16 protein-coding genes and 1 pseudogene are annotated in these 23,947 nt (G+C 58.2%); 13 read left to right on the forward strand and 4 right to left on the reverse strand.

The window, feature by feature from the left end:
* Positions 1-68: 68 nt before the first annotated feature.
* Positions 69-956 (reverse strand): AraC family transcriptional regulator, encoded by an 888-nt coding sequence (locus tag X268_RS36295; protein ID WP_237891805.1) that lies wholly within the window; start codon positions 954-956, stop codon positions 69-71.
* Positions 957-1,192: 236 nt separating this feature from the next.
* Here X268_RS36295 and X268_RS36300 point away from each other — a divergent pair, with 236 nt between their 5' ends.
* The 7 genes from X268_RS36300 (at position 1,193) to X268_RS36330 (ending at position 8,298) form a co-directional block, all read left to right on the forward strand.
* Positions 1,193-2,134 carry a ribokinase gene (locus X268_RS36300; protein WP_128929749.1) on the forward strand — a complete coding sequence of 314 codons (942 nt, stop codon included), beginning with the start codon at positions 1,193-1,195 and terminating at the stop codon, positions 2,132-2,134.
* Positions 2,135-2,159: 25 nt separating this feature from the next.
* Positions 2,160-3,026 carry a 3-methyl-2-oxobutanoate hydroxymethyltransferase gene (locus X268_RS36305; RefSeq protein ID WP_232995600.1) on the forward strand — a complete coding sequence of 289 codons (867 nt, stop codon included), beginning with the start codon at positions 2,160-2,162 and terminating at the stop codon, positions 3,024-3,026.
* A gap of 98 nt (positions 3,027-3,124) precedes the next feature.
* Positions 3,125-4,120, forward strand: coding sequence for a sterol desaturase family protein (locus X268_RS36310; RefSeq protein WP_128929750.1), 996 nt, complete (start codon positions 3,125-3,127; stop codon positions 4,118-4,120).
* Between the two features lie 129 nt (positions 4,121-4,249).
* Positions 4,250-4,570: a Rieske 2Fe-2S domain-containing protein gene (locus X268_RS36315; RefSeq protein ID WP_128929751.1), complete on the forward strand. Its 321-nt coding sequence runs from the start codon at positions 4,250-4,252 to the stop codon at positions 4,568-4,570.
* Between the two features lie 17 nt (positions 4,571-4,587).
* A complete protein-coding gene (locus X268_RS36320) occupies positions 4,588-5,463 on the forward strand; it encodes a sugar phosphate isomerase/epimerase family protein (protein ID WP_128929752.1) in 876 nt (291 codons plus the stop codon).
* The gene (locus tag X268_RS36325; protein ID WP_128929753.1) at positions 5,460-6,692 is read left to right on the forward strand and encodes an NAD(P)/FAD-dependent oxidoreductase; all 1,233 of its coding nucleotides are present in this window, start codon (positions 5,460-5,462) and stop codon (positions 6,690-6,692) included. Before X268_RS36320 ends, X268_RS36325 begins: the two co-directional genes overlap by 4 nt.
* A gap of 454 nt (positions 6,693-7,146) precedes the next feature.
* Positions 7,147-8,298: a glycoside hydrolase family 88 protein gene (locus tag X268_RS36330; protein WP_128929754.1), complete on the forward strand. Its 1,152-nt coding sequence runs from the start codon at positions 7,147-7,149 to the stop codon at positions 8,296-8,298.
* Between the two features lie 228 nt (positions 8,299-8,526).
* On the opposite strand, the gene X268_RS36335 is transcribed toward X268_RS36330, so the two are convergent.
* Positions 8,527-9,849 (reverse strand): MFS transporter, encoded by a 1,323-nt coding sequence (locus X268_RS36335; protein WP_164934143.1) that lies wholly within the window; start codon positions 9,847-9,849, stop codon positions 8,527-8,529.
* A gap of 873 nt (positions 9,850-10,722) precedes the next feature.
* On the opposite strand from X268_RS36335, the gene araD1 reads away from it, so the two are divergent.
* Both araD1 and X268_RS36345 read left to right on the forward strand, forming a co-directional pair.
* Positions 10,723-11,715, forward strand: coding sequence for an AraD1 family protein (araD1, locus tag X268_RS36340; protein WP_128930170.1), 993 nt, complete (start codon positions 10,723-10,725; stop codon positions 11,713-11,715).
* A 64-nt stretch (positions 11,716-11,779) separates the two neighbouring features.
* Positions 11,780-13,135, forward strand: coding sequence for an aminotransferase-like domain-containing protein (locus tag X268_RS36345; RefSeq protein WP_128929756.1), 1,356 nt, complete (start codon positions 11,780-11,782; stop codon positions 13,133-13,135).
* Positions 13,136-13,184: 49 nt separating this feature from the next.
* Here X268_RS36345 and X268_RS36350 read toward each other — a convergent pair.
* Positions 13,185-14,621 (reverse strand): annotated as a pseudogene (locus X268_RS36350) (aldehyde dehydrogenase family protein).
* 202 nt (positions 14,622-14,823) lie between these two features.
* On the opposite strand from X268_RS36350, the gene X268_RS36355 reads away from it, so the two are divergent.
* The 4 genes from X268_RS36355 (at position 14,824) to nodU (ending at position 21,347) form a co-directional block, all read left to right on the forward strand.
* Entirely contained in the window at positions 14,824-16,086 is a 1,263-nt protein-coding gene (locus tag X268_RS36355) for a CaiB/BaiF CoA transferase family protein (protein ID WP_128929757.1), read from the forward strand.
* Between the two features lie 227 nt (positions 16,087-16,313).
* The gene (locus X268_RS36360; protein WP_232995601.1) at positions 16,314-17,096 is read left to right on the forward strand and encodes an enoyl-CoA hydratase-related protein; all 783 of its coding nucleotides are present in this window, start codon (positions 16,314-16,316) and stop codon (positions 17,094-17,096) included.
* A gap of 893 nt (positions 17,097-17,989) precedes the next feature.
* Positions 17,990-18,688, forward strand: a complete 699-nt coding sequence (locus X268_RS36365; protein ID WP_128929758.1) for a hypothetical protein — start codon at positions 17,990-17,992, stop codon at positions 18,686-18,688.
* Between the two features lie 946 nt (positions 18,689-19,634).
* Positions 19,635-21,347 (forward strand): nodulation protein NodU, encoded by a 1,713-nt coding sequence (nodU, locus tag X268_RS36375; RefSeq protein WP_128929759.1) that lies wholly within the window; start codon positions 19,635-19,637, stop codon positions 21,345-21,347.
* A gap of 1,228 nt (positions 21,348-22,575) precedes the next feature.
* Here the strand turns inward: nodU and X268_RS36380 are convergent.
* Positions 22,576-23,781: a pyridoxal phosphate-dependent aminotransferase gene (locus X268_RS36380; RefSeq protein ID WP_128929760.1), complete on the reverse strand. Its 1,206-nt coding sequence runs from the start codon at positions 23,779-23,781 to the stop codon at positions 22,576-22,578.
* Positions 23,782-23,947: the final 166 nt, after the last annotated feature.

Consider the following 23,947-nt stretch of genomic DNA (forward strand, 5'->3'; position numbering starts at 1 on the left):
CAGCGACGTGAAGTCGCTGCTTCGAGCCCTTGATCGCCGCGTATACGACGCAGCCCTGATACACCGGCTTATCTTCCCTCAGCTCGCCGCCAGGTGCTGGGACTGGTGCCAGTGCTGCGCTTAAATTCACGGCTGAAGTGATAGACGTCACAAAAACCGCAGCGTTCGGCGATTGCGCCGAGCCCAGCGTCACTTTCCAAGAGCAGCTTTTGCGCCATCATGATCCGCTCTCGAATCAACAAGCGCCTTGGGCTGATCTGCAGATGCCCTTGAAATAGCCGCCGCGTCTGTGCGGCGCTGAGGCCAGTGACCGAGGCGAGTTCATCGGCGTGCCAGGATCGCTCCGGGGACTGCCGCATCTTTAAAATGATGGCTCGCAATGGGGCCGGGAGACGGGATTCACCGTGCTTCGAGGAAGGTGCTGCGATGAGGTGAAGCAGTTCCGCCACGAGGCAGTTAAGTGCCAAATCGACGTTATCATCCCTGGCGCGCAAGACATCAAATAGTCTTGCGAACCACCGTTCGATCTCGTTCGGCACTGATATCGTTGCTAGCGTTGCTCCGGTGCCGAACACCTTTCGCCGAATGGCCGCACAGTCGGGCCCGTCGATCCGCACCCACAGAACAGTCCAGGGATCATTTTCATCCGGCCAGTGCGCATGCGACGTTTCGTTGGCAATCCAGATCAACTGACCGCGCTCAACAGTCGATGTCCTGCCTTCGCTGACTACAAAGCCGCGCCCAGCGGAGCAGTATAGAATGTCCTGGCCCGGATAATTGTCTCGAGCGATGTGATGATCACGTGCGGTGATGGCCTTGCCCGCCCTAAGTACCGTAAAGGCGCATCGGGTCCAGGCAGCATCAGGGAGGACGTACTGATGGCTCTCAGGAAAAAGTGTGCGCTGCGGCAAGCCGGCCATGCGCGTTTTATATAAATTGAAGCGTGCTTTGTCCATTCCCGCTGGGGCTTTCTGCATCTAGGCTCGATGTCAATGACTAACAAATGAGCTCGTGATCAGGCTCCCGGATGCACGTTTTGTATCCATAGAGATCGCTGAGGGAGCTCAGGGAGGACCGGTGCCGATGCTCACGGCCCACGAAACTGCGCCACCGCGCGCAGGGCCCTTGTGGCGACGTGGTGGAGGCATTCCACGCCACGCCTTGATCTCAGGCACTTTCAGGGGAGGAATTGATGAGTAAACCGAGAATTACCGTCGTCGGCAGCTTCGCCGTAGGACTGACCATTCGCGCTCCGAACATCCCGGTCTTCGGGGTCACGATGTTAGGCAGCAGTTTCGATATGGGCCCGGGCGGAAAAGGTTCGAATCAGGCTGTTGCCACTGCGCGGCTCGGGGCGGACTCGTCGCTGGTTGCGATCATCGGCAAAGACCAATTCGCAGATATTGGCATTGATCTGTACAAGGCCGAGGGCGTCGATACGGCGCATGTCAAGCAGATCACCGAGAAGCCGACGGCGGTTGGCTTCATCATCCTCAATGAGCGAGGCGAGAACTTCATTATCATGGATTATGGCGCCACAAACGCCATGGATCCGGCTTTTGTCGATCGCGCCGAGAGCCGCATTCGCGAGAGCGACCTCGTCATGGCGGTCCTGGAGCCGCCGGTCGAGGTGGCTATGCGGGCGATGGAGCTCGGTCGCAAATACGGTAAGAAAACCATTCTCAATCCGGCGCCGGCCGCACCGCTGCCGGATGAAATCTTCCCGTTGGTCGATTTCCTGACGCCGAATGAAAGCGAACTTCGCATCCTGCTCGGTCTGCGCCCGGATGATCCGCGGCCCTCGCGCGAGCTGGTCGATCTGTTGCGCAAGCGCGGGGCCGCCAACGTGATCGTGACGCTTGGCGACCGTGGTGTACTGATCGTCACCGACAAGGTCGATACCACCATTCCGGCTGCAGTGGTCGACGTAGTGGACACGACGGGTGCTGGCGACGCGTTCAATTCCGGCTTCGCCGTGGCTCTGGCGGAAGGGCGGGATGTGATCGAGGCCGCGCGCTTCGGGGTGTGCTGCGGTGCCCTGGTCTGCACAAAGCTAGGGGTCATTCCCGGCATGGCGAGGCGCGCCGCAGCAGACGAGATGTATCGCACAATGCGCGCCTCGGCTGCAGAATGAGAGAGCAACAAGAAATCAATGCGCCTTGGGCGCGAACAGTGAGAACTGGAACGATATGCCGCGGATTTACGATTGGGCGGCGCGCGAGGCCGAGCGCACGGTGACGGTGGCCGACCTGCGCGCTTCCCGAAAGTCGGGCAAGCGCTACACTCAGGTCACTGCCGAGACCGCCGAGGAGGCAGCGGCCGCGGAGCAGGCCGGCATTGAAATGCTGGTGACCCGCGCCCGCAACGTGGAAGCCGTACGGAGGGGCTCAAAGCACCTCTTCGTCACCGCCGCGTTGGGCTTTGCCGATGCTGTAACACAGGACGACATCCTTCGTACCGCCTTGAAGGCGCTAAGCGACGGGGCCGATGCGGTGATCACCGCACGCGGCATGGCGACCGTCTCAATGCTCGCGGCCGAGGATATTCCGGTTGTCGGTCACTTGGGCCTCGTTCCCAGAAAATCGACCTGGCTCGGAAGGCTTCGCGCCTTCGGCAAATATGCGGAGGAAGCCTTGGCACTCTTCCAGCGCTTCCGACGTCTAGAAGAAGCCGGCGCTTTTGCGGTGGAATGCGAGGTCATCCCAGCCCGGGTCATGTCGGAAATTCGCCGGCGGATCGGACTGGTGACCGTCTCGCTCGGCTCCGGACCGGATGCTGACGTGATCTTTCTATTCACCGAGGACATATGCGGTGGCGAAGGCCGGCGGCCCCGGCACGCTCGGGTCTATGGAGATCTTCAGGCCCTGCAGGAGCGCATCAAACAGGAGCGCGTGAAAGCTCTCAGCGCATTCCGTGCTGACGTCACCGCAAATGGCTTTCCAGGCCCGCAGGAAATATCGGACATCGCCGACGATGAATATGCGGCCTTCGTGTCGAGACTAAAAGACTCGGGCTTTGGCGATTGATCTAAAGCTCTTGCGACGGCGACGAGAGCTGATCTCAATCAGCCGGCGAAGGATCTAACACACGAGCTGTCTGCCTTGAAGCGGCAATGGAGTGCAATATGGACGAAGCATTGTACGGCACGCGCGATAAGCGGGGCAATTGGGTACCAAAGAAGAAGCCCGAACGTGCGCCGATTTTTGTCTGGCCGGTGCAACCGCTGAAAATACTGCGCTGGTTACCGGGCTATCTCCTGCCCTGGAATACGGTCTATTTCCTGATCTCTCTTGTATCGTGGACTTATCTCACTCCATCGCTCGATACGATGCGAGAACTCCACGCCGACTGGATACTGCTCATTCTGCTTCGTAACACCGCTTTGACTCTCCTCCTCTACGGCACCTTCCATTTCATTCTTTATATCGAGCGGCGTCAGCAGACGGCGTTTAAATACAATGCAAAGTGGCCGGATGCGCACAACCCGACCTTCATGTTCGGAAGTCAGACGGCCGAGAACATATTCTGGACCATGTGCAGCGCCGTGCCTGTATGGAGTGCATATGAGGCGCTCACCTGGTGGATGTACGCGAACGACCGCTTGCCTTACGTCGATTTCGCAGCGCATCCGCTATATTGTGCTGCACTCGTGCTGGTGATGCCGGCGTGGCGCGAACTGCACTTTTACCTCATTCACCGCCTCATCCATATTGGGCCGCTGTACCATCTCATCCACAAGGTCCACCACAAGAACGTCAATCCGGGGCCGTGGTCCGGCCTCTCGGCGTCGACACTGGAACACATCGCTTACTTCTCAGGGGTATTGATTCATTTCGTTCTTCCGTCCCATCCGCTGCACGCAATGTTTCAGCTGATGCACGCGGGACTGTCCCCCGCAAAGTCACATACCGGTTTCGACCGCGTGGTCGTGGATGATGCGAAGGCGATCAGCACCGACAACTTCTACCATTACCTGCACCACAAGTATTTCGAGGTGAACTACGGTGAACGCCGCATCCCGCTCGACGAGTGGTTCGGCACGGCTCACGACGGCTCTCCAGAGGCCGACGAGAGAATGTATAAGCGCATAAAGGCCAAGAAGTGGGTGCGCGGCGGTTAGCGCCGAAGCGGGGAGGCTCCGAAGGCCTGTCACGTTGAGGCAGCCCTTGCGCCGCAACGGTACTGGCGCACGCTGCGCGACTGAGCCACAGCCGATTGATCGCCGCCAGTTGAAGATTGAGGACTAGATATGACTAAACAAGCTGAATGGGTGGCGGCCTGCGCTGCGGACGCTTTGAGGCCTGAAGAGGTTCGCCGCCTCGATCACGGCGGCCGCACGTTTGTGATTGTTCGCTCGCCCGAGGGCGATTACTTCGCGATGGACGGCCACTGCTCACACGAGAAGGTCCATCTTGCGGATGGCATTGTCGATGGCGGAATTATCGAATGCCCGAAACACTTCGGCACCTTCGACTATCGAACGGGCGAGTCGCGTGCGCTGCCCGCATGCGTCGACTTGCAGAGTTACGAGGTAAAAATCGAGAATGGCATTGTTATGGTCAAGGTCTGAGCGGGTGAGAGCTGCGGATGACCTCACAGCGTTTACTTGTCTTGCAGTCCCTCTGGGCCATGGAGCGGCGGCAGCCTGACGGTTTCGAACGTTCTCTCGATGAAAACCTGGCGATGATACAGCAAGCGGGGTTCGACGGGATCTCTACGTCCTGCAATGATCCAGGACGCGTCAACCTGATCGCACGCGCTTTGAACGGTTCCGGGCTTGCAGTCGAGGGCATGTGCTTCCCGCAGACGATCGATCACTTGAAGTCTGCCATCGACCTCGCCAAGCAGATCAACGTTCTGCATCTCAACGTCCAGCCAGACATCCGTCCGCGCAGGGTCAGCGATTGTATCCCGCTGCTGGATGGCTGGATCAGGGTGGCGGAAGAGGCAGGCATGCCGATCTACTTCGAAACGCATCGCAACAGGATGACCACGGATCTCCTCTTTACTCTCGATCTGATGGACGAGGTGCCCGGGATGCGGATCCTTGCCGATTTGTCGCACATCCTGCTGGGTCGGGAGTTCTGGTATCCCATCTCGGACGAGGATGAAGCGCTGGTGCGGCAGGGGCTCGATCGCGCTTGGGCGTTTCATGGACGGGTTGCATCTCGCGAGCAAATTCAGGTTGAGATCACGTTTCCTCAGCACAGGATATGGCTGGATCTGTTCCTGGGGGGGTGGAAATACGGGTTCCGAAGCTGGCGAAAGCGCGCAGGCACGGGTGCCTGCCTTAGTTTTACCTGCGAACTTGGCCCGCAGCCCTATGCGATCACCGATCGGCAAGGCAAGGACACGACGGATCGTTGGGAGGAAGCTCTTCTTCTTAGGTCCCTAGTCCGTGACCTCTTCGATAGCGTGGCCAGTGAGGAGCAGGCTCTGCCTGCAAGAGGGGTGGCCATTTGAGTACTCATTCGACGATTGCCATTGTTGGCGCCGGCGAAGCTGGCACGGCAGCCGCCCTGGCGCTGCGCGAGCGCGGCTGGGAAGAGAGCGTGGTGTTGATCGGCAACGAAAGCAGTCTCCCGTATGAGCGCCCTCCTCTCTCCAAAGCAGTTCTGGTCGATGAGACGAGGCCTGGGCCGAAGACGATTGTGACGTCAGAGCGGCTTTCCGAATTGAAGATCGATTATCGCCACGGCTGTGAGGTGGTCTCGATTGATCGCACGGCCAGCATGGTGATTCTCTCGAATGGGGCCAAGATAGGCTATCATCGCCTCCTCTTGGCCACTGGCGCTCGTCCGCGTGACCTGAACGTGCCAATTGCTGAGGGATCAAGGGTCGCAACGCTTAGGTCGTATGAGGATGCCACACGCCTTCGCGAGTTAATCGGCCAAGGCTGCGAGATGGCTGTGATCGGCGGCGGCTTTATCGGGCTCGAGGTTGCTGCGAGCTCGATCTTGCGAGGCGCTTCGGTCATCGTCTTCGAAGCAGGATCGCGCATACTTTCCCGGGCAGTGCCAGTTGGCATAGCTGAACTGATCAGGGCCAAGCACGAGCGTTCTGGGGTACGGATCGAGACAACGGCAGTCGTTGAACGTATCGAGCTTTGTGAAGGACGCTCCTGCGTGGTACTGGCCGGGGGCCAAAGACATCTTGCCGATCTCGTGATCGTGGGGGTCGGTGCAACCCCCAACGTCGAACTGGCGCAAGCGGCGGGGCTCGCTGTCGACAACGGCATCGCGCTTGACGAAATGCTGGCCACATCGGATCCGCGCGTATTCGCAGCGGGGGACTGCTGTTCCTTTCCACATCGCCTTTACGGAAAGCGGATCAGGCTGGAAGCTTGGCGCAACGCGCAGCGGCAAGGGGTGATTGCGGCGGCGAATATGGTGGGCGAGGATCGTCCGTATGACGATCTCCCCTGGTTCTGGTCGGACCAATACGATGAGACTTTGCAAATGGTCGGCCTCTGCTGCGGCGGAGAAATCCCGGTCGTCAGAAGCCTAGGCCCGAGGGGCCAACTTCTATTCTCCCTTGTCGACGGCGGGCGCCTCGTGGCTGCTTGTGGGTTTGGAAGCCTCGGCGCCGTTGCGAAGGAAATCCGAGTTGCAGAGACGATCATTAGGCGGGAACTGAAGGTCGAGGCAGAGGCGCTCGCTAATCCGGCGCTGAACTTGAAGCAGCTTCTTTAGTGACTACTGCCGCGGCGCAGGTCACCCGGCAAGCAAGTCACCTGGCAAAAGGACATGCGCCACGCGGGCTACCGAATGCTCGCCCATTGGGCGTAGCGGCAATCCCTCGTCAGAGGCTGGATGCGGCGTTTGTCGAGCCAGGACGACCGTTGAGAAGGCTCGATCGATAGATCAACTTCGGGCCGGCGCGCCAGCGCTCCACTGTGCGCCAATATCCCTGCAAGCAAACGCAGACTACTTTGATACCGCGCTGAACATCATGCGCTGCTTTTCGGGACCTGGCGGCATCACGCTGGGAGCCCGATTGAATGTAGCAAGACCTACCTCGTTGAGCAAATACACTATCCCAATTTCAGATTGATATAATGCAATAATCATGAGAAGCTCTCAAGTGAAGCAATGGTGAGAACCCGCTTTCAGGTGGAACCATCCTGCATTTTCACGAGGAGCTTTGATGAGCATAGACTGGGAAGAAGCGATCGCACGTATGATGCGGCGGATCGAGAATACAGCTCAACAAGTTGGCGACGCCTATCCACATTGGGCAGATCCGGAGAGCGGCACCTGGACGACAACTTCAAACGGAGACTGGACCGGCGGCTATTGGCTGGGGATGCTTTGGCTTGCCTCGCGGAGTAACGGCGGCGAGCGCTTCAGAGATCTTGCAGAACGAGGTTGCGAGCGTCTTGAACCGCGCGTCTCGGCCGATACCGCGTTCAAGGCTGCGACCTTCTATTACGGGGCCGGACTGGGTTCGCTGCTCACCGGAAGTCACCGCGCGCGGACGCTCGGCCTTGCGGCGGCACGAGATCTGAAGCAACGCTACAACCATCACCTTGGTCTTGTGCCCCTTGGCGCGAATGCCGAGGAGGGCGCTGACGTGGGAGCCACTGCAAGCAGCGTCGACAGTTTGGTCGTCTCATTGCTGCTGTTTTGGGCCGCTCGAACTCTAGACGACCGCGCGATGCGCGAAGTGGCTGCCAATCATACGGATAAAGTTCTGACCGTCCATCAGCGTGAGGACGGATCCTTCATCCAGTCCTCCTCCCTCGATCCCGAGACCGGCAAGGTTCTCCGACGCTACACACACAAGGGCTTCAGCGAGAACAGCGTTTGGGCAAGAGCACAGGCGTGGGGCGTGGTGTGCTCGACGATCAGCTACTTTTCCGGCGGCGGAGAGGAGCGATGGCGTCAAGCCGCCATGAACGGGGCCGACTGGTGGCTCGCCCATGTGCCAGATGATTGCGTGTCGTACTGGGATTTTGACGCTCCTAAAGCGCCCAACGTCGAGCGGGACACTGCGGCGACCGCTTTTATGGCATCGGCTCTTCTAAAATTGAGCTCGATTGCGCCGACTGACAGTAAGCGGCGGCAATACCGTAGCGCCGGAGAACGCACCGCTTTGGCGCTGGTCGAACGATATCTCACTCCGGTTCATAAGAACGATAGCCGTCCAGCCGGCATGCTGGTGGAAGGATGCTTCAACAAGCGCGGGGATTCGAGAGCCGAGGACTACGTCAGTAATGCCGAATTGATCTTTGGTAGCTACTACTTGTTCGAGGCGCTTCATTTGCTAACCGGCAGGTTGCGGCCTGAAGAAATCTAAAATGGCACTCGCTGCTGGCGAAGGCCAGCGGCGAGCGCTCTCTGTGTCACTCTCGCGTTACCCCGGCCGAAATCCTTAAAGCGGCTTGGAACGGACCTAGGGGCGCATTTGACGGCTGGAGAGATCAAGGGTTTCTTGTTCAGCCGCTGTTCCACTGAGACCATTGCCTTTCCAGAGGGGAGCCGCCGATCGGCCGGACCTCTCTGGAGTGCCCTAACAAGACTGTTATCACTCGCCTACATAGATGCAGCCGCGCTTTTTAGCGATCTGATATACGACCACGCTGAGCAAAGCGACGAGCGACCCGTAGATTGGGAACATCCATGCCATGTCCTCGCGTTGCAACCATACCAGCAGGTAGGGCGTGGTACCGCCGAAAATTGTCACACCGATTGCGTAACCAAGGGCGACGCCTGTCGTTCTCACTGTGCGCGGCATCAAGGTTGTGGCTATGAAGTTGTAGAGAGCCATATTGCAGCCCACCATGGCCCCGCCAACCAGCATCACCATGGCGTAGGTCAGAAGGCTTTGGTGTGAATAGAGCAGCGTCAGGAAGAATGCTGGGATGAGCAGAAGGCGCATCAAGATGAACGCGCGCGAGGGCTTTATCTTGTCTGCAAACGCACCGATGGCAGGTGAAAAGACCATCCAGCAAAATCCCATGAGGGTCAGGATGCCGTACACCCACGTGCTGTTTTCCTTGAAAACACCATTGGCGATGTTGGGCAGGCCCACGTTGTACGTGTAGTTGGCGAGCTGCACCGAGCCGATCACCAAAATCACGGCCAGAAGCGACAGTCGCACATTCCAGAGCGCCTTCCAAACGCCGCCGGTGGTTTTCTGAACGCGCGACATCTCGTCATGATGCATAGCGCGGGCGATCAATGTTTCCGGGATTGCTTGGCGCAGGAAGAAGATGAGGACGCCAAGCAGGCCTCCGACCGCAAACGGCACTCGCCAAGCCCACTCGCGCATGACCTCGGGGGCGACGGCCGCGCTCACCAGAAAAGCGACGAGGCTTGCTCCGATCGAACCCAACATGATGAATGTACCGTTGATCAAGCCGAGATACCGCCCCTCCTCACCTGGTGGTGCCAACTCGATGGCGATTGCATTGGCGACGCCCGCCTCTGCGCCAGTGGCAAGCCCTTGCATCAGTCGAAGAATGACCAGCGCTGCAGTGGCAAGGGTCCCGATGTCCTTATGAGCCGGCAAGATCGCAATCAGGAACGAAGATAGCGCCATGACCGTAACAGCGATCATCATGACGCGTTTATGGCTGATGCGATCTGCGATAGGACCAAGCAAAGCCGCTCCCAGAGGCCGCGCAATGAATCCGGCTCCAAATACGGCAAATGCTCCCAGCAGCGAAACGACCGGGTCATTTGAAGGGAAGAAGTGGGGAGATAGAAAAGCCGCCATGAAGCCGTAGACTTGCCAGTCATACCACTCCAGCGCGACGCCTCCGCCCAGACCAATAGTCATTGATCTCGTTGCAACTTGCTTCTCGGGCTGAATGAAATCGATAGAAGGTTGGGCCATTGTTTGCATGGGTCTGCTTCCGCTCATTGGGTAAGACTGCTTAAGCCTTGCGCGGCAAGCGCGAATGCGCGCCGGCCTGTCGCTTGTTGGCCTGCTCAAGGCGCTGAGATTTCTGGCGGCACGCCCGTAAATGGACGCTGGCGCGATCGAAGGCAGCTGATCGGGCTTCCTTCATTCCAATCGTCTGTGTAACAGCCCGCGGGCGGGCTTATGTCCCAACTCCATGGTCCCTCCTGTAGCAATGCGCCCTTCTGCGGGACGCTTAAGTTTTTCGATTCAAGGCAGGCGGACAAACTCCTCCGCGCTGAGACGTCCGCTCGGCTTGGCGAGGCGAACGTTTCCTACTTTTCCGCGCAAACGATGCGAGCTGATCGAGTATCTGCTTACGTAAGCCGAACTGACCTGGAAAAGGTGAATGATGAGATCGTCTCGGGGCCGCCGCTTGGATCACAAGGACTTGCGCGGAAAGACAAAGGGGCTCGCGCGAGCGCGAGAGGGATGGTTGTAAAGGGCGCGGGCTGGCGAGAAGCTTGGCATGGACTGCAATATCGCCAGCCCAGCCGCTCCTCCCATGAAACCAGTAAATCGCCTCCACCGCTTCGTCTCCCATGACGGCCGGCATCTCTGTGCACTAGCCCAATATCGAGCGAGACCATCACAATGACGGGCCAATGTCAAGCAATAGACTATCTCAAATACAATTAGGATATATCAATCTGGTAGCCATCATTCTAGCTGAAGGATTGATACATCTATACGACTGAAATCGCTCATGAAATATTGGCACCCCCGATTAGCCAAGCACATTGACCTATCTCAATTTGAATGTCAGTCTGGCTTTGCCGCAATCAGCGCGGCTGGCTCTCACCTGGAATGGATCTCGTGCGCCTCATCCAATTTGTATCTCTGAACGGTTCTCGTCATGTCGCTGCGCTCCAGGCGGGCGACGGGGTCCCTGTGCTCGTGAACAATCGGACAAGTGTACGCGAATTAGCCTTGGAGGCAGCCCGCTCCCGGCTATCGCTTGCCGAATGCGTCCAAAGGTGCGGCTTCGGAGAGAAGGTCGATTACGATGCGATCATCCGCGAGAAGCGGCTGTTGCCGCCTCTCGACCACGCTGATCCTTCGCGTTGCATGATCGCGGTGACTGGACTTACGCACCTCGGTAGCGCCGAGTCGCGCGACGCCATGCACGCGAAATTGGCCGCAGGCGAACTTTCCGATTCAATGCGGATGTTCAAGCTTGGCCTGGACGGTGGAAAGCCTCCGCCGGGATCCATCGGGGTCCAGCCAGAGTGGGCCTATAAGGGTGATGGCTCCTGGGCAGTCGCACCTGAGCAACCCCTCACGTTGCCGTCCTATGCTGAAGACGGGGGCGAGGAGGCCGAAATTGTAGGGCTTTACGTCATTGGCGAGGGAGGCGACGTACTGCGTGTCGGCTTCTGCCTCGGCAACGAATACTCCGATCATGTGATGGAGCAGCGAAACTACCTCTACCTTGCTCATTCAAAGCTGCGCCAGTGCTCCTATGGTCCCGAACTCCTCGTGGGCGATCTTCCGGACGAGGTATCCGGAACGGTCCGCGTCTTGCGAGCTGGCGAAGCGATCTGGTCCGGAAGCTTTATCTCGGGCGAGAACAACATGTCTCATTCCATTGAGAATCTTGAGCACCATCACTTCAAATACCGCGCGTTTCGTCGGCCCGGCGACGTCCACGTCTATTTCTTCGGCGCGAGCGCCTTAAGCTTTTCGGCCGGCGTCAAGCTGCGCGGCGGTGACGCTTTCGAGATCGAATCTCCGGCTTTCGGGCGGCCATTGCGCAACTCGCTCATCGAGGAAAAGCAAACAGAGATCGTGAGGGTGCGGCCGCTATGAGCTTGATCTGGTGGACCAAAAATTGGGATAGCGAAAGCGCGGTATTCTGAGATAAGCAATCAAAATGCAGAAATGGCACCCTCACCTGCGGGCTGGCACCGCTCCCCTGTTCGTCCGGCTCGTCGAGGCCATCGAACACGACATCGCGGCAGGAACTCTTGCGGCAGGAACAAGGCTGCCTACCCAGCGTGATTTGGCAGAGGAGATCGGCCTCAGCGTCGGAACGGTCATCAAGGCCTATGCAGAAGGTCAACGGCGCGGCCTGCTTCTGGGGCACGTCGGCCGCGGGACGTTTGTCGCGTCACAGAGGCCGACCCCTGCGTCCGGTGGCAAGGTTGTCGATCTCAGCCTCAACATCCCAGGGCCGGCGTTACTGCCCAAGGTGCTAGCTGAGAGCCCATCTACGTTTCCAACGGCTGACATCTCCGACTACGTGGGATACCTCTCCCACTCTGGTGTTGCCGAACACCGGGCCCAGCTCGCCGGCCTATTTCGTCAATCGGGCTTCGAAGCCAATCCGGACAACCTCGTTATTACGAATGGAGCACAGCACGGGATAGCGCTGACCTTCAGCTCGATCTGCCAGCCTGGTGACAAAGTCTTCGTCGAGGCCGGCACTTATCACGGCATGAAGTCCTATGCTCATTTCGCAAAGCTCGACCTTATCGGGCTGCCGATGGATGGCGAAGGATTGCTGCCGGGCGCTTTCGACAAAGCGGCGGCAAGCGGGGCAGCGCGGGTGCTTTTTGCTATTCCCACCATCCAGAGCCCAACCGCGAGAATCATGAGCGCGGCACGCCGGCGAGAGATCGTGCGGATCGCGCGTAAGCGGGACATCCTGATCATCGAAGATGACGCATACGGCTTCCTGGACGAGACCAGCGAGCCGCTCGCCTCATTGGCGCCGGAGCGGACCTTCTATGTCAATACGCTGTCGAAGTGCCTGGCGCCGGGTCTGCGCATCGGAATGCTCGTCGCGCCCGAGCCTTATCTTTCGCAGATTCATCAATCTATGCGCGCGACCTGCTGGATGGCCTCGCCGATTTCAACCTTCATCGTATCCGAATGGATCCGCACGGGAACAGCCGCGCGCGTGAAGCAGTCTCTGGTCCAGGAGGCGAAGAAGCGCGTGAAGCTTGCCTCCCAAATCCTCCGGCCGCATATACGTGCAGATCATCCGGCCAGCTTTCACATCTGGATGGACCTGCCAAGCGACATTGCTCAACAGGTGGCAGCCCGTTCATTGCAACGGGGCGTCATCACAACGCCGCCCTCGGCGCTCGTGGTTGATCCCTCCTTGATCTCGGGGCTGAGGATATCGATCGGCGTTCCCGAAAACATCGAAGATCTCGAATGGGCGCTCCGCCAGGTCGCAGCTTCGCTCGAAGTCGGCAACGAAGCCAGCATGTCAATCATCTGAACGTGCAGAACTGTTCAACTCGGGCGCTTTCAGGCGGCCGCCATCACGCTCATGGTGGACCTCCATCAAACGCATAGGCTGTCTTCACAGTCGCATAGAACTCTGCAGCGTAGCGCCCTTGCTCACGTGATCCATAGGACGAACCTTTGCGGCCGCCGAAGGGCACGTGATAGTCGACGCCCGCCGTCGGCAGGTTGACCATCACCATGCCAGCCTCCGCGTTGCGCTTGAAATGGCTGGCATAGTTCAGACTTGTGGTGCAGATTCCGGAAGATAGTCCGAATGGGGTGTCGTTGGCGATCTCAAGGGCCTCGTCATAATTTCGCGCCCGGATCAGTGCTGCCACGGGCCGAAAATTTCTTCGCGCGCGACCCGCATCCGATTGTCGACTTCTGCAAACAGCGCGGGCGACAAGTAGAAACCGGGCGCATCGCGTTTCAATAGCTCGCCCCCAGCGACGAGCTTGGCCCCCTCGTCCTGGCCGAGGCGGATGTACATCAAGTCTTGCTCCAGCTGCTTCTGATCAACCACCGGCCCAATCTGCGTTCCTGGCTTGCAGGCGTCATCCACGACCAGCGCATCCATCCTTTCCGTGATAGCTGCCAGGAAGGCGTCGTAAATGCCATCTGTCACGATGAGGCGAGATGAGGCCGTGCAGCGCTGGCCGGTCGAAAAGAAGGCGCTGTTGATCGCGCATTCGACGGCCACCTTTAGGTCGGCGTCGTCGAGCACCACCATTGGATTCTTGCCCCCCATCTCCAACTGCATCTTCTTCATGGGATCGGCAGAAATGCAGGTTTGGGCAATGCGCCGGCCGGTCGACAACGAGCCGGTGAAGGAGATCGCGGCCACCTTCGTACTGGCGAGCATTGTTTCGCCCACGCCCGAGCCGCTCCCCATGACGAGGTTGAAGACGCCGGGGGGAACGCCGGCGCGCGCAATGATGTCGCAAAGGGCGTTTGCCGAGGCGGGGACCAGTTCTGCAGGCTTGAACACGACGGAGTTGCCATAGGCCAGTGCCGGGGCGATCTTCCAGGCCGGAATGGCCATAGGAAAATTCCATGGCGTGATCGCCGAGCGGCTCGCGGGACATCTCAACGTCTATGCCGGCTCGCACGGAGAGCAGCTTCTCGCCGCTCAGCCTCAGGCACTCACCCGCGAAGAAATGGAAGATCTGGCCGGCGCGAGCGACCTCGCCGATCCCCTCCGGCAAGGTCTTTCCTTCCTCACGTGAGAGCAGGCGTCCGAGTTCGTCCTTGCGGGCCAATATCTCGTCACCCACGGCTTTCAGAACGTCGTGGCGGCTCTGGATCGTCGAACGCGCCCAAGCCGGAAAGGCGCCATGGGCCGCATCGATCGCACGCTTCGCCTCTTCTACAGAGGCTTGGGCGTACTCGCCTACGATGTCGCGAGTATCAGACGGGTTGATGTTCGCGACTGCCTTGGCTGCCGCAATCCATTCACCGGCGATGTAGTTCTTCGTCATCAGGCCCCCCGTCACCAAGCCTTGCAGAACGTCTCAGGACGTCCAACTGCGTCGGCACCTGCTTTTCGGCGGCAGGGAGTGATCCCCTTTCCGGCAGGTGCTGGCCCAAACGCCTGTTCGGCGCCTCGATTCGGCAATCGCATTCAAAGCCGGTTTCGCAGCGCATTGCAATATATCAATTTTATAATGGGATATAGTAATCTTGACGGCGACGATCGCGCGGCATAGTATCGAGCGTTCCAATCTGAGGGAAAGGCCTGTCGTGAGCGATAAAGCAACTGCCTCCGTAGCGCGTGGCGCCCTTGACGGCTTGATCGTTCTGGAAGTCGGCATGGTGATGCAGGTGCCGCTTGCAGGACAGGTGTTGGGGGATTTTGGCGCGGACGTCATCAAGATCGAACGTCCCCAAGGTGACATCACGCGCGGGCTTGATTTTGAGGCCACCCGCGTCGGCGGGATGAGCGCGTATTACGCTGCGATGGGCAGAAACAAGCGGACACTCGCCTTGGATTTGAAGAACCCGGCCGCCTTTGAGATCTTGCTGACCCTGGTCGACCGCGCTGACGTGTTGATGCACAACTTCCGCCCCGGCGTGATGGAGCGGCTGGGCCTCGGCTATAAGGATCTTAGCACACGCAATCCCCGTCTCATCTATGCTGCGGGGTTTGGTTTCGGGGAAACAGGTCCGCTTGCAGATCGTCCGGGCCAGGACATGCTGGCGCAGGCATTTAGCGGGTTGGCACGGGGAGGACTGCAGGAGCACCAGCCTCCGCAGCTGACGAACTCTCCTATTGTCGACTATGGCGCGGCGATGTCGCTCGTCCAGGGCATTCTTGCCGCCGTCATCGAACGCCAGACCTCGGGCCGGGGACAACTGGTGTCGACGTCGCTGTTCGATGTTTCGCTCGCTATGCAGCTGTGCGAAATCGCCAGCGAGAGCATCTATGGTGTGAAAACCGACTGGACGCGTCAGGCGATGCTCGTCAGGACCGCGGACGGTTGGGTAGCCGTTGTAATGCTCTTTCGCGACAACCCGCTTGGCCTGCTTTGCCAGGCGCTCGATCTACCGGACATAAGCACGCGGCCTGAACTCGCTACACGCGAAAAGCAGATCGAAAATCTGACCGCCATTCAGGAATATTGTGCGCCGGCTTTGATGACCTTGAACACTTCGGAGGTACTCGATCGTCTGGCTTCCGTGGATCTGCTCTGCTCACCTGTGAATGAAATTCCAGAAGCGATCAGCCACCCTCAGGCAAGCCAAAACGGCATCATGTGGCAGGTTGAGGTACCCGGGCGAGGAGTCGTTTCGCTCGCCGGACTGCCAGTCCGGCTCTCACGCACACCTCCAGCCGTCCGGATTCACCCCGCGCCGATCGGTGCCGCTACCGAGGAGGTCCTGACTTCCTTTGGCTTCTCGGAGCAGGCGATTCAGGAGGCTCGAAGCAGAAAGGCTTTCGGATAGCCCGCCCAAACCACAATGTGGTGTCTGTTTTTCCTGGCCTTGCTCGCACGATAGCAACCATATCAACCTCGGGTCCTCGGCAGCTTGCCCGGATGAATGGCAGCGAATTGTGTGCAACGCAATGATCTCTCCGAAGCTCGCTGCAAGCCAGCTTACGCAAGGTGCATCCCGATCCAAGTCGAGAAGAAGTTCTGGTTCTTCTCCCATTCTCCAGGAAGAATTCTCTCGTGATCCAAAAATCCGAACTCGTGCTATCCACTTCCCCTCTCCCGCACGTCCGCCTGCTGAGCATGAACAGGCCGGCGAAGCGAAATGCCCTGAGCAATGAGCTTATCGCGGCACTTGCATCGGCCTGCCGAGACGCAATTTTGGATGAGGACGTCCGCTGCATCGTGCTTTGCGGCACCGACACGTTCTTTTGCGCGGGCGCGGATATCAAGGAGATGCAACAACGCGGCTTCGAGGCCATTAACAATCTCGCCCGACGCAATGATTGGCGCGACCTCACCAACTGTCTCAAGCCGATCATAGCTGCCGTAGAGGGCGTTTGTCTTGGGGGCGGTCACGAACTTGCAATGCTGGCCGATATCATTATCGCAGGCGAAGGCGCGCTCTTCGGTCAACCTGAAATCAACATCGGCGTTTTGCCGGGTGACGGCGGAACCCAGCGGTTGACACGCGTGGCGGGCAAATCGCTTGCCATGCTGATGATCCTCACTGGCCAATCAATTTCGGCCCGTGCCGCAATGCAGGCAGGAATGGTCTCCGAGGTTACAGAAACGGGCCAGGCGCGGGCACGCGCGCTCGAGATTGCGGAAATAATCGCACAGAAGCCGCCTCGATCGACGGAGCTTGCGAAGGCTGCCGTTCTGGCCGCCTATCAAACGAACCTCGATGCCGGTGTGGAATTTGAACGGCAAGCGATCCGGGTTGCTTTCACCACTTCTGATCAGCAGGAAGGGATGGACGCTTTCTTCGAGAAGCGGCCCCCAAATTACCAGGGGAAATAGAACCCCTTTGCAGAATTCTGCTCTTAGGAACACAATACAAAGCGAGCAGATTTGCGAGCGCCGCACGAGAGCCGTCGGGCTGCTTGTGGTGCTGAGGCATTGGAAGCTACGATGGCCTAGCCGGATCATCGTTGATCGTCTCGATCACCCTGTCATCTTCGCTCCCGGCGAGAGCCACGAGTTCAATCGGCGGCGCAACCGCGTCGCTCTGAGCTAAAGCTGGCCGCCGGTTTGCTTCTGGTCGCAATGGTCGAATTGCATCGGTACTTAGATATTCTGGGTACGATTGTCCCGGCTGAGAATATCGGGACTGCTAGGAAGGAGAAATACAGACCGCCGCGCCGTATATGCTTCAGACAAGAGGGTGCCCAGTTGGATCTAGTCGATTGAGGCGAGCCAGTCGAAGCTCAGTCGTAAGGCGACTAAGACGATGCGGCATTTGCGACCGTCGACCTTACTCGTTCGCGCGGATCTGTGCGGTTGCAGTAATACATCTCAAAGCGGCTACCGGTTTCTTGGAATAACTTGTGACCTTCCAGCGCCCGTCGGTCACTCAGCGCAAACGCCAGTACGTGACTCGTGATCCCCCGAGATCCCATCGCGCTGTTGGAGCCGTAGCGAGGGGTGCAGATGCCGGGAGAGGCTACCACACTGCCGCTGTCGGGGCGGTGGGCGGAGTCACCATCAGCCGCCGCATTTGCACGTGGGGGACGCGTTAAAGAACCGAGAAGGAGCATGCGGCGCACTGTCGGAGTCACGACACACCCGTTCTACCTGAGACACGTGCCAGATGAGAATAAGAAGGAAACTCAGACTGACGGTTTTGGTATGCTTCTTGAACTCAGAAGCTGACCCGCCGTGTAATGCTCCATCCGAGAATAGGAAATGCTGCAATGAGCGCACCGAATTTGACCAAGCGAGCTAATGCCCTCGGAACCGACAAGGGGAATGAGGTAGGCGACGCCCACGGCTACACCAGCTTCTACTCTTTTCTGTTCGAAGAATTCCGCCAGCAACCTTTCACGATGGTCGAGATTGGATTACAACACGGAAACGGCTCTCTCGATCCCGATGTAGTGGTCGGTCGCAAGGTTGACGACATTCCGTCTATTAAGATGTGGCTGGAGTTCTTTCCCAAAGCCGAGATCATCGGATGCGACGTTGCCGATTTCAGCGCCTTTAAGATGGACCGGTTCCGTTTCGAGCGCCTTGACATGGGCGATACGGTAGCCCTGGAACGCCTAGCGAACTCGCTCCCGCCCGTAAGGATCATCATTGATGACGCTTCGCACGCAGCTTATCACCAGCAGCTTGCTCTAGCGAAGCTGTTTCCCATCGTCGAGCCTGGCGGTTTCTACTTTATCGAGGATCTACATACCACGCACGGGATTGCCGCACGATTGCCTTCCTGCAATTCAACTGAGACCGTAGTTGAGAAATTCGCTCAGACACGTCGGCTCGACATTCCGTTCCTGCCCGCGATCGAGCGTAGAAACCTCGAGACTACAATCAGGAAGATGTTCATTCATCGCGACGACAAGGGGGGTGTCAGCCGCTGGACCATGAAAATGGTGGGATTTGAAAAGTACTAAAGAGTCAACCGAACTTTCCCGCGACCAACATGCCTATCTAGTCGGCGGTCTTCGCTCGCGCACGTGAGACCACTAAAATGTTGATCTCAGAAATATGAATGGGTTCACAATGGTGGAAAAATGGCGATAGAGGTGATTTGCTGGCTGGAGCGGCTTGGCAATTCCCGTGCCTCGCTGCCGCGCGATACGGCGGCTCGAAGTCTTTGTGTTGGAGTTACAAGCTGCGGGCCGTCTAGCTACTTGATCGACGATCGCCAAGCTTTCTCGACAACAACGTTAGATTGAGGCCCTGGCTCTTTACGGACTTCAAGGCCAGGCTGTACAACGAATTCGCTGGCCATGAGCGACACGTCACGCAAGGCCTCGACAGGTGCGCCGACGACGACAATAAATTTGGAGAGGCTGCGCACCTCGAGCCGCCCGTCGACGTCAACATCGCGCCGAGTCGGCCAAATTCCTTCGTCCGCTTGGCCTGCACGCGGTAGCTCTCGATGATCGATGCATCAATGATCTGCGTGTTGCGGTACTTCCGCTGTTGACCGGAGAAGCCAAACCGACCGCCGAGTCCAGTTCGCGGCGGTAGGTCGGATAGCACCTCCCAATTGGCGTAGCGCATGCTTCTGTCCGAAAACACACTCGTCTGATGTCAGGAACCCGCCAAGCAGTTTGCGAACGCGAGAGTCGGCCGAGAAACCGCGAGGGATTCCTGCGATTTGCATTGGTCTAGATCGTGCACTGCGCTACGTGCGGCATCTAGTAATCGGATCGCCGCGCTGGGGTCACGCTGCTAGTGCCGAGACGGTCGTGGGTATGTGGAATGCAACCTTAGACCGACGTCGAGCGCGAGCGGTGCCAGAATCGATCCACGACGATTTCCTATTCGCATCTTTCTAAGTTCGATTCGGTCTTTGTCAATCGAATTGCCGGCATCAGACAAGGAGGCACTATGCGCATCTGCGGTATCAAGCTGACACATGACGGCGGGATTGCTCTTGTTGAGGACGGACGGCTTATCTTTTGTATCGAGCAGGAGAAACGGAGCAACAATCCGCGGTATCAAACAATCGACAACCTCGATGCAATCGTCGTCGCTTTGACCGAACACGGTCTGGATCCGCAAGAAGTTGATCAGTTCGTCATCGATGGCTGGGCGGGGGTGGCGGAGTCGCAGTTCCAGGTTCTCAGCGGGACGACACCGATCACTCTCAAAGGGGCGCCCTATGTTGAACGCCATGCCGACGGCCTTCTCACCTCGTGCGATGGCTCTGGTCTTAGGCTCGATGGCAGCGATTTCCCTTATAGAAGCTATCCGCACGTCACAGGCCATGTAGCCTCCGCATACTGCACCAGCCCCTTTGCCAAAGCTGGACAGCCCGCCTTCTGCCTCGTGTGGGACGGCGGCACCTTTCCACGTCTTTATCACGTAGAACATCGAGGCGCTCAGTTCATCGAATGCCTGTTCCCGGTGATTGGGCATGTCTATGCCGCCGCGGGACTTCATTTTGGACCGTATAAGCAGGCGAACCGCGCTAACTGGGACCTGGGTGGCCCCGGCAAGGTGGACCCGGGCGGTGCCGGCAAGCTTAACCTGGGTGTAGCCGGCAAGCTGATGGCGTATATCGCGCTCGGGTCTGTCATTGAAAACATTGTCACGGTCTTTGAGGAACTCTACCAGGAGCGCTTTGCGGCCGACACGAAACTTGCCAGTTTCCGTACAGACATTGAGAGCATGGAGTCCGCGCTTGCGGCTGTGCATGACTTCTTCGACGCCAGCGCGCGCCACCTAAAGGCCAGGGCCCCCCAAGATGTGCTGGCATCGTTTCATTGCTTCCTCGAGCGTCTCCTCGTCCGCAAAATGGCGCTTGCTTTGCAGCGGCATTCATATCTTGGGGCGCGCAATCTGTGCGTAGCAGGTGGCTGCGGTCTCAATATCAAATGGAACAGCGCACTACGTGCGACAGGCCTGTTCGATGCCGTCTGGGTGCCCCCGTTTCCGAATGACAGTGGCTCGGCAATCGGTGCCGCTTGCTGCGCAATGGTGGTGGAAAAAGGCTTCTCGCCGTTGGAATGGTCGGTATATAGTGGTCCAGCCTTGCAACGTCGAGATGTACCCCCCGAATGGAAGGCCGCGCCGTGTAGTCTGCATGAACTTGCGACCATTCTTGCCGGCAACAAGCCCGTGATTTTTCTTACCGGCCGCGCCGAGCTTGGGCCTCGGGCGTTGGGTAGCAGAAGCATTCTCGCCCCCGCGACCTCGCCGCGAATGAAGGATTATCTCAACGACATCAAACTTCGCGAACACTTCCGGCCAGTGGCTCCGATATGCCTAGAGGATCGTGCGCCGGATATATTTAGTCCCGGAACACCGGACCCTTACATGCTTTTCGATCACCAGACACGACCAGAATGGCGGGACAAAATCCCCGCTGTTGTACATCTCGATGGATCGGCGCGATTGCAGACGATTTGCAGGACCTCTCAGCACAAAGTCGCCGAGCTTCTCGTCGAATACGAAAAGCTCACAGGCATTCCGCTGCTTTGCAATACGAGTGCAAACCACCATGGACGTGGGTTCTTCCCGCATGTCGCAGCAGCCTGCGAGTGGGGACGCGTCGAGCACGTATGGGGCGACGGCATACTGTGGACCAAAGCTCGATAACCGTGCGGCGCGACAATCAGTGACAGTGCTTCCCAACCAGATTGTCGCGCTATAATAGCCTGTTCTAGAGGGCGCACAACGCAATTTGAGTAATACTCGGTAGAGCGGCTCCGGCGACGAATGCAGCCTCCCTGAGCGTCGCCCTCATCCAGCCGCCAGGATTTGACTTGTGTCGCAGTTGGCGCGAGCGATTAGTTTTTGTAAGGCGGCACGAGTACACCAACGTGATCACTTAGAGTTGCGGCATGGCCGCAATCTGACAGTGCAACGCAATACGCACGTGGCCTCGCTTGCCAAGGGAAACGCCAACTGTTTTGGCCGGGATCAGCACAATCCACGCGCTGTAGTAAGCGGATGTGTTCGGAATGGCTTGACGCATATCCGAGTCCGAAAAGAGTACGGCTGCTTTTCGGGTGCAGCAGTCGCAGGACCAACGGCCTATGAGCTTAGCAGGGTGCGAGTGGGCATCCTGGATCCCCGACCTCAGAGGATGACACCTGATACGAATGAAGTTCGCATAGCGCGCTCGGCGATGGTGTTGAGGTGGCGGGTTCGCGCGCTTCGGTGCTTCGGTAGTACCATCGATCGGATCGAGAACGAACGCGGCGCCTCGGTGACCGACAACGTCCCTTGGTCAGCATCCCTCCTGCCGATGAACGAAAGCACGTCTGGGCCGCGCTGGCAGTGACAGTTCAAATTGACGGCAGACCTGATTCACGATTAACCCCCGCCAGCGACCGACCATGTACGGATCGTAAGCGAACAAGCTCACTTGCCGTCCGCACTCGAAGATCCTGTCGTCGCCGATTGTCCTGCTGCACCTGTCTGTGGCCGCAGCAAACCAGAGGACCGCTTAACCCTACATTGCCATCCATGTTGAACGAGCGTGGCTTATGCCGCACCAGAGCTTCCTCTGCGCTCCCCGTTGGAACAAGCCGCCGCCGCTAGTAAGGACTCTTATGGTTCGGATCGAGTTCGATTTTGCAGTTTATGACTGGCCCACGTTAGACGTTTTGAGCTCGACTCTTGAGTGAGACTCACAGCGATGCCCTTATCACGGACCAGATCAGGAGATTGATCGCCAGAAGTGGCGGCATCGCTAGGGCTTAATTTTGAAATAGAGCAATCTCGCCGTTAACAAGATATCGAAAGCCCTATCCGCCGCTTAGCGGCAATGGATGAGGTGAACGACGGACACTCAGCTCAAATTCCTTCATTTCTGATGCGGTTAGGTCCCTGGCTGCCCGCGCCTTAGACCGTTGAGCGCCTCGACGATGCGTTTGAGCCCCATCTCCAATAGCTCCGGTGGAGCACCGAAGGAGAGACGTAGGCCGTTCGCGTCGCCGAAAGCGTCGCCTGGAACACATCCTACATTAGCTTCTTCGAGGAGCACTCGTGCGATGTCATCGGCAGATCGCACTGAGCCTTCAGTCCGCAAAGCAGACAAAAGCCGACTCAGATTGAGATAAAAACAGAACGAACCATCGGCGCGGGATGGAGTTACATCGCGTAGATCAGAAAGGATGTGAAGACCTATGTTGCGAGCGTCGACAAGACGCTGATAGATCTGCTCCTCAAAGCTGCCATCGCTGGCTTGAAGGTGGTGCAGGATCGCCTGCTGCGCGATTACATTCGGAGTTGCGATTGCATGGCTCTGAAGCTTTCTTACCGCGGAAACGAGCTGCGCGGGCGCGGCGAAATAGCCCAAGCGCCAGCCGGTTATCATCAACTCCCTTGAAAACGACTTGACTATGATCGTCCGCGAACGTACCCGGGGGTGCGCCATGACGATCGACTCGTGGTGACGAAAACCAGTGAATACCAGTCCCGAGTAGCACTCATCGGAAATGATCCATATCTGGCGTTCGATAGCGAGTTCGCCGATATCTTGTAGTATCGTTCGATTGTAGACTGCGCCGGTCGGGTTATTTGGCGAATTGATTATTATAGCTTTCGTCTGCGGTGTGACAGCAACTCGGATTGCACTGATATCGGGAATATATCTCGGGCAGCGAGCATCAACGAACACTGGTGCTGCACCAGCGAGAACGACCTGGGACAGCAATATCGGCCGCCAGGGGCGAATAATGATAACCTCGTCGCCCGGCGCTAGGACAGTCACGGCCGCATAGAGCAGCGCTTGCTGCGCGCCCGTAGTGATTACGATCTCTTCCGCACTCCAACCAACGCGCGTTTCGACCGAGAGCTTTTCGGCGACGGCCCTGCGAAGGGGCGTAAGCCCAATGAGATCGACATAGCGGTTCGCTTCGGCGTTGACCGCAGCCATCGCTCCTTCGCACACTGATGAGGACGGCTCGACGACGATTTCGTCGGTTGCCAGATCAATGAACCGGCGCCCAATCACAGCTACCGTGGCTAAGTCGTGGCCGGCTTTTCGGGATCTAGAAAGGAAGGACATCGGGCGCGACGGCATAGGCGCTCTCCTGCAAAGTTGTCGCGCTTGTGAAGTGATCCCAGCCGCGTGACCGGACGTTCCTTGATCTGTTTCGGAGATATCGCTCTTCGGGTTGAACAAGCTCTTCCCAACCGCCGAGAGTTCACCGAAACCACCAAGCCCTTTCTCAATATGCACAACACGT

Source organism: Bradyrhizobium guangxiense (genome assembly GCF_004114915.1).
GTDB lineage: Bacteria > Pseudomonadota > Alphaproteobacteria > Rhizobiales > Xanthobacteraceae > Bradyrhizobium > Bradyrhizobium guangxiense.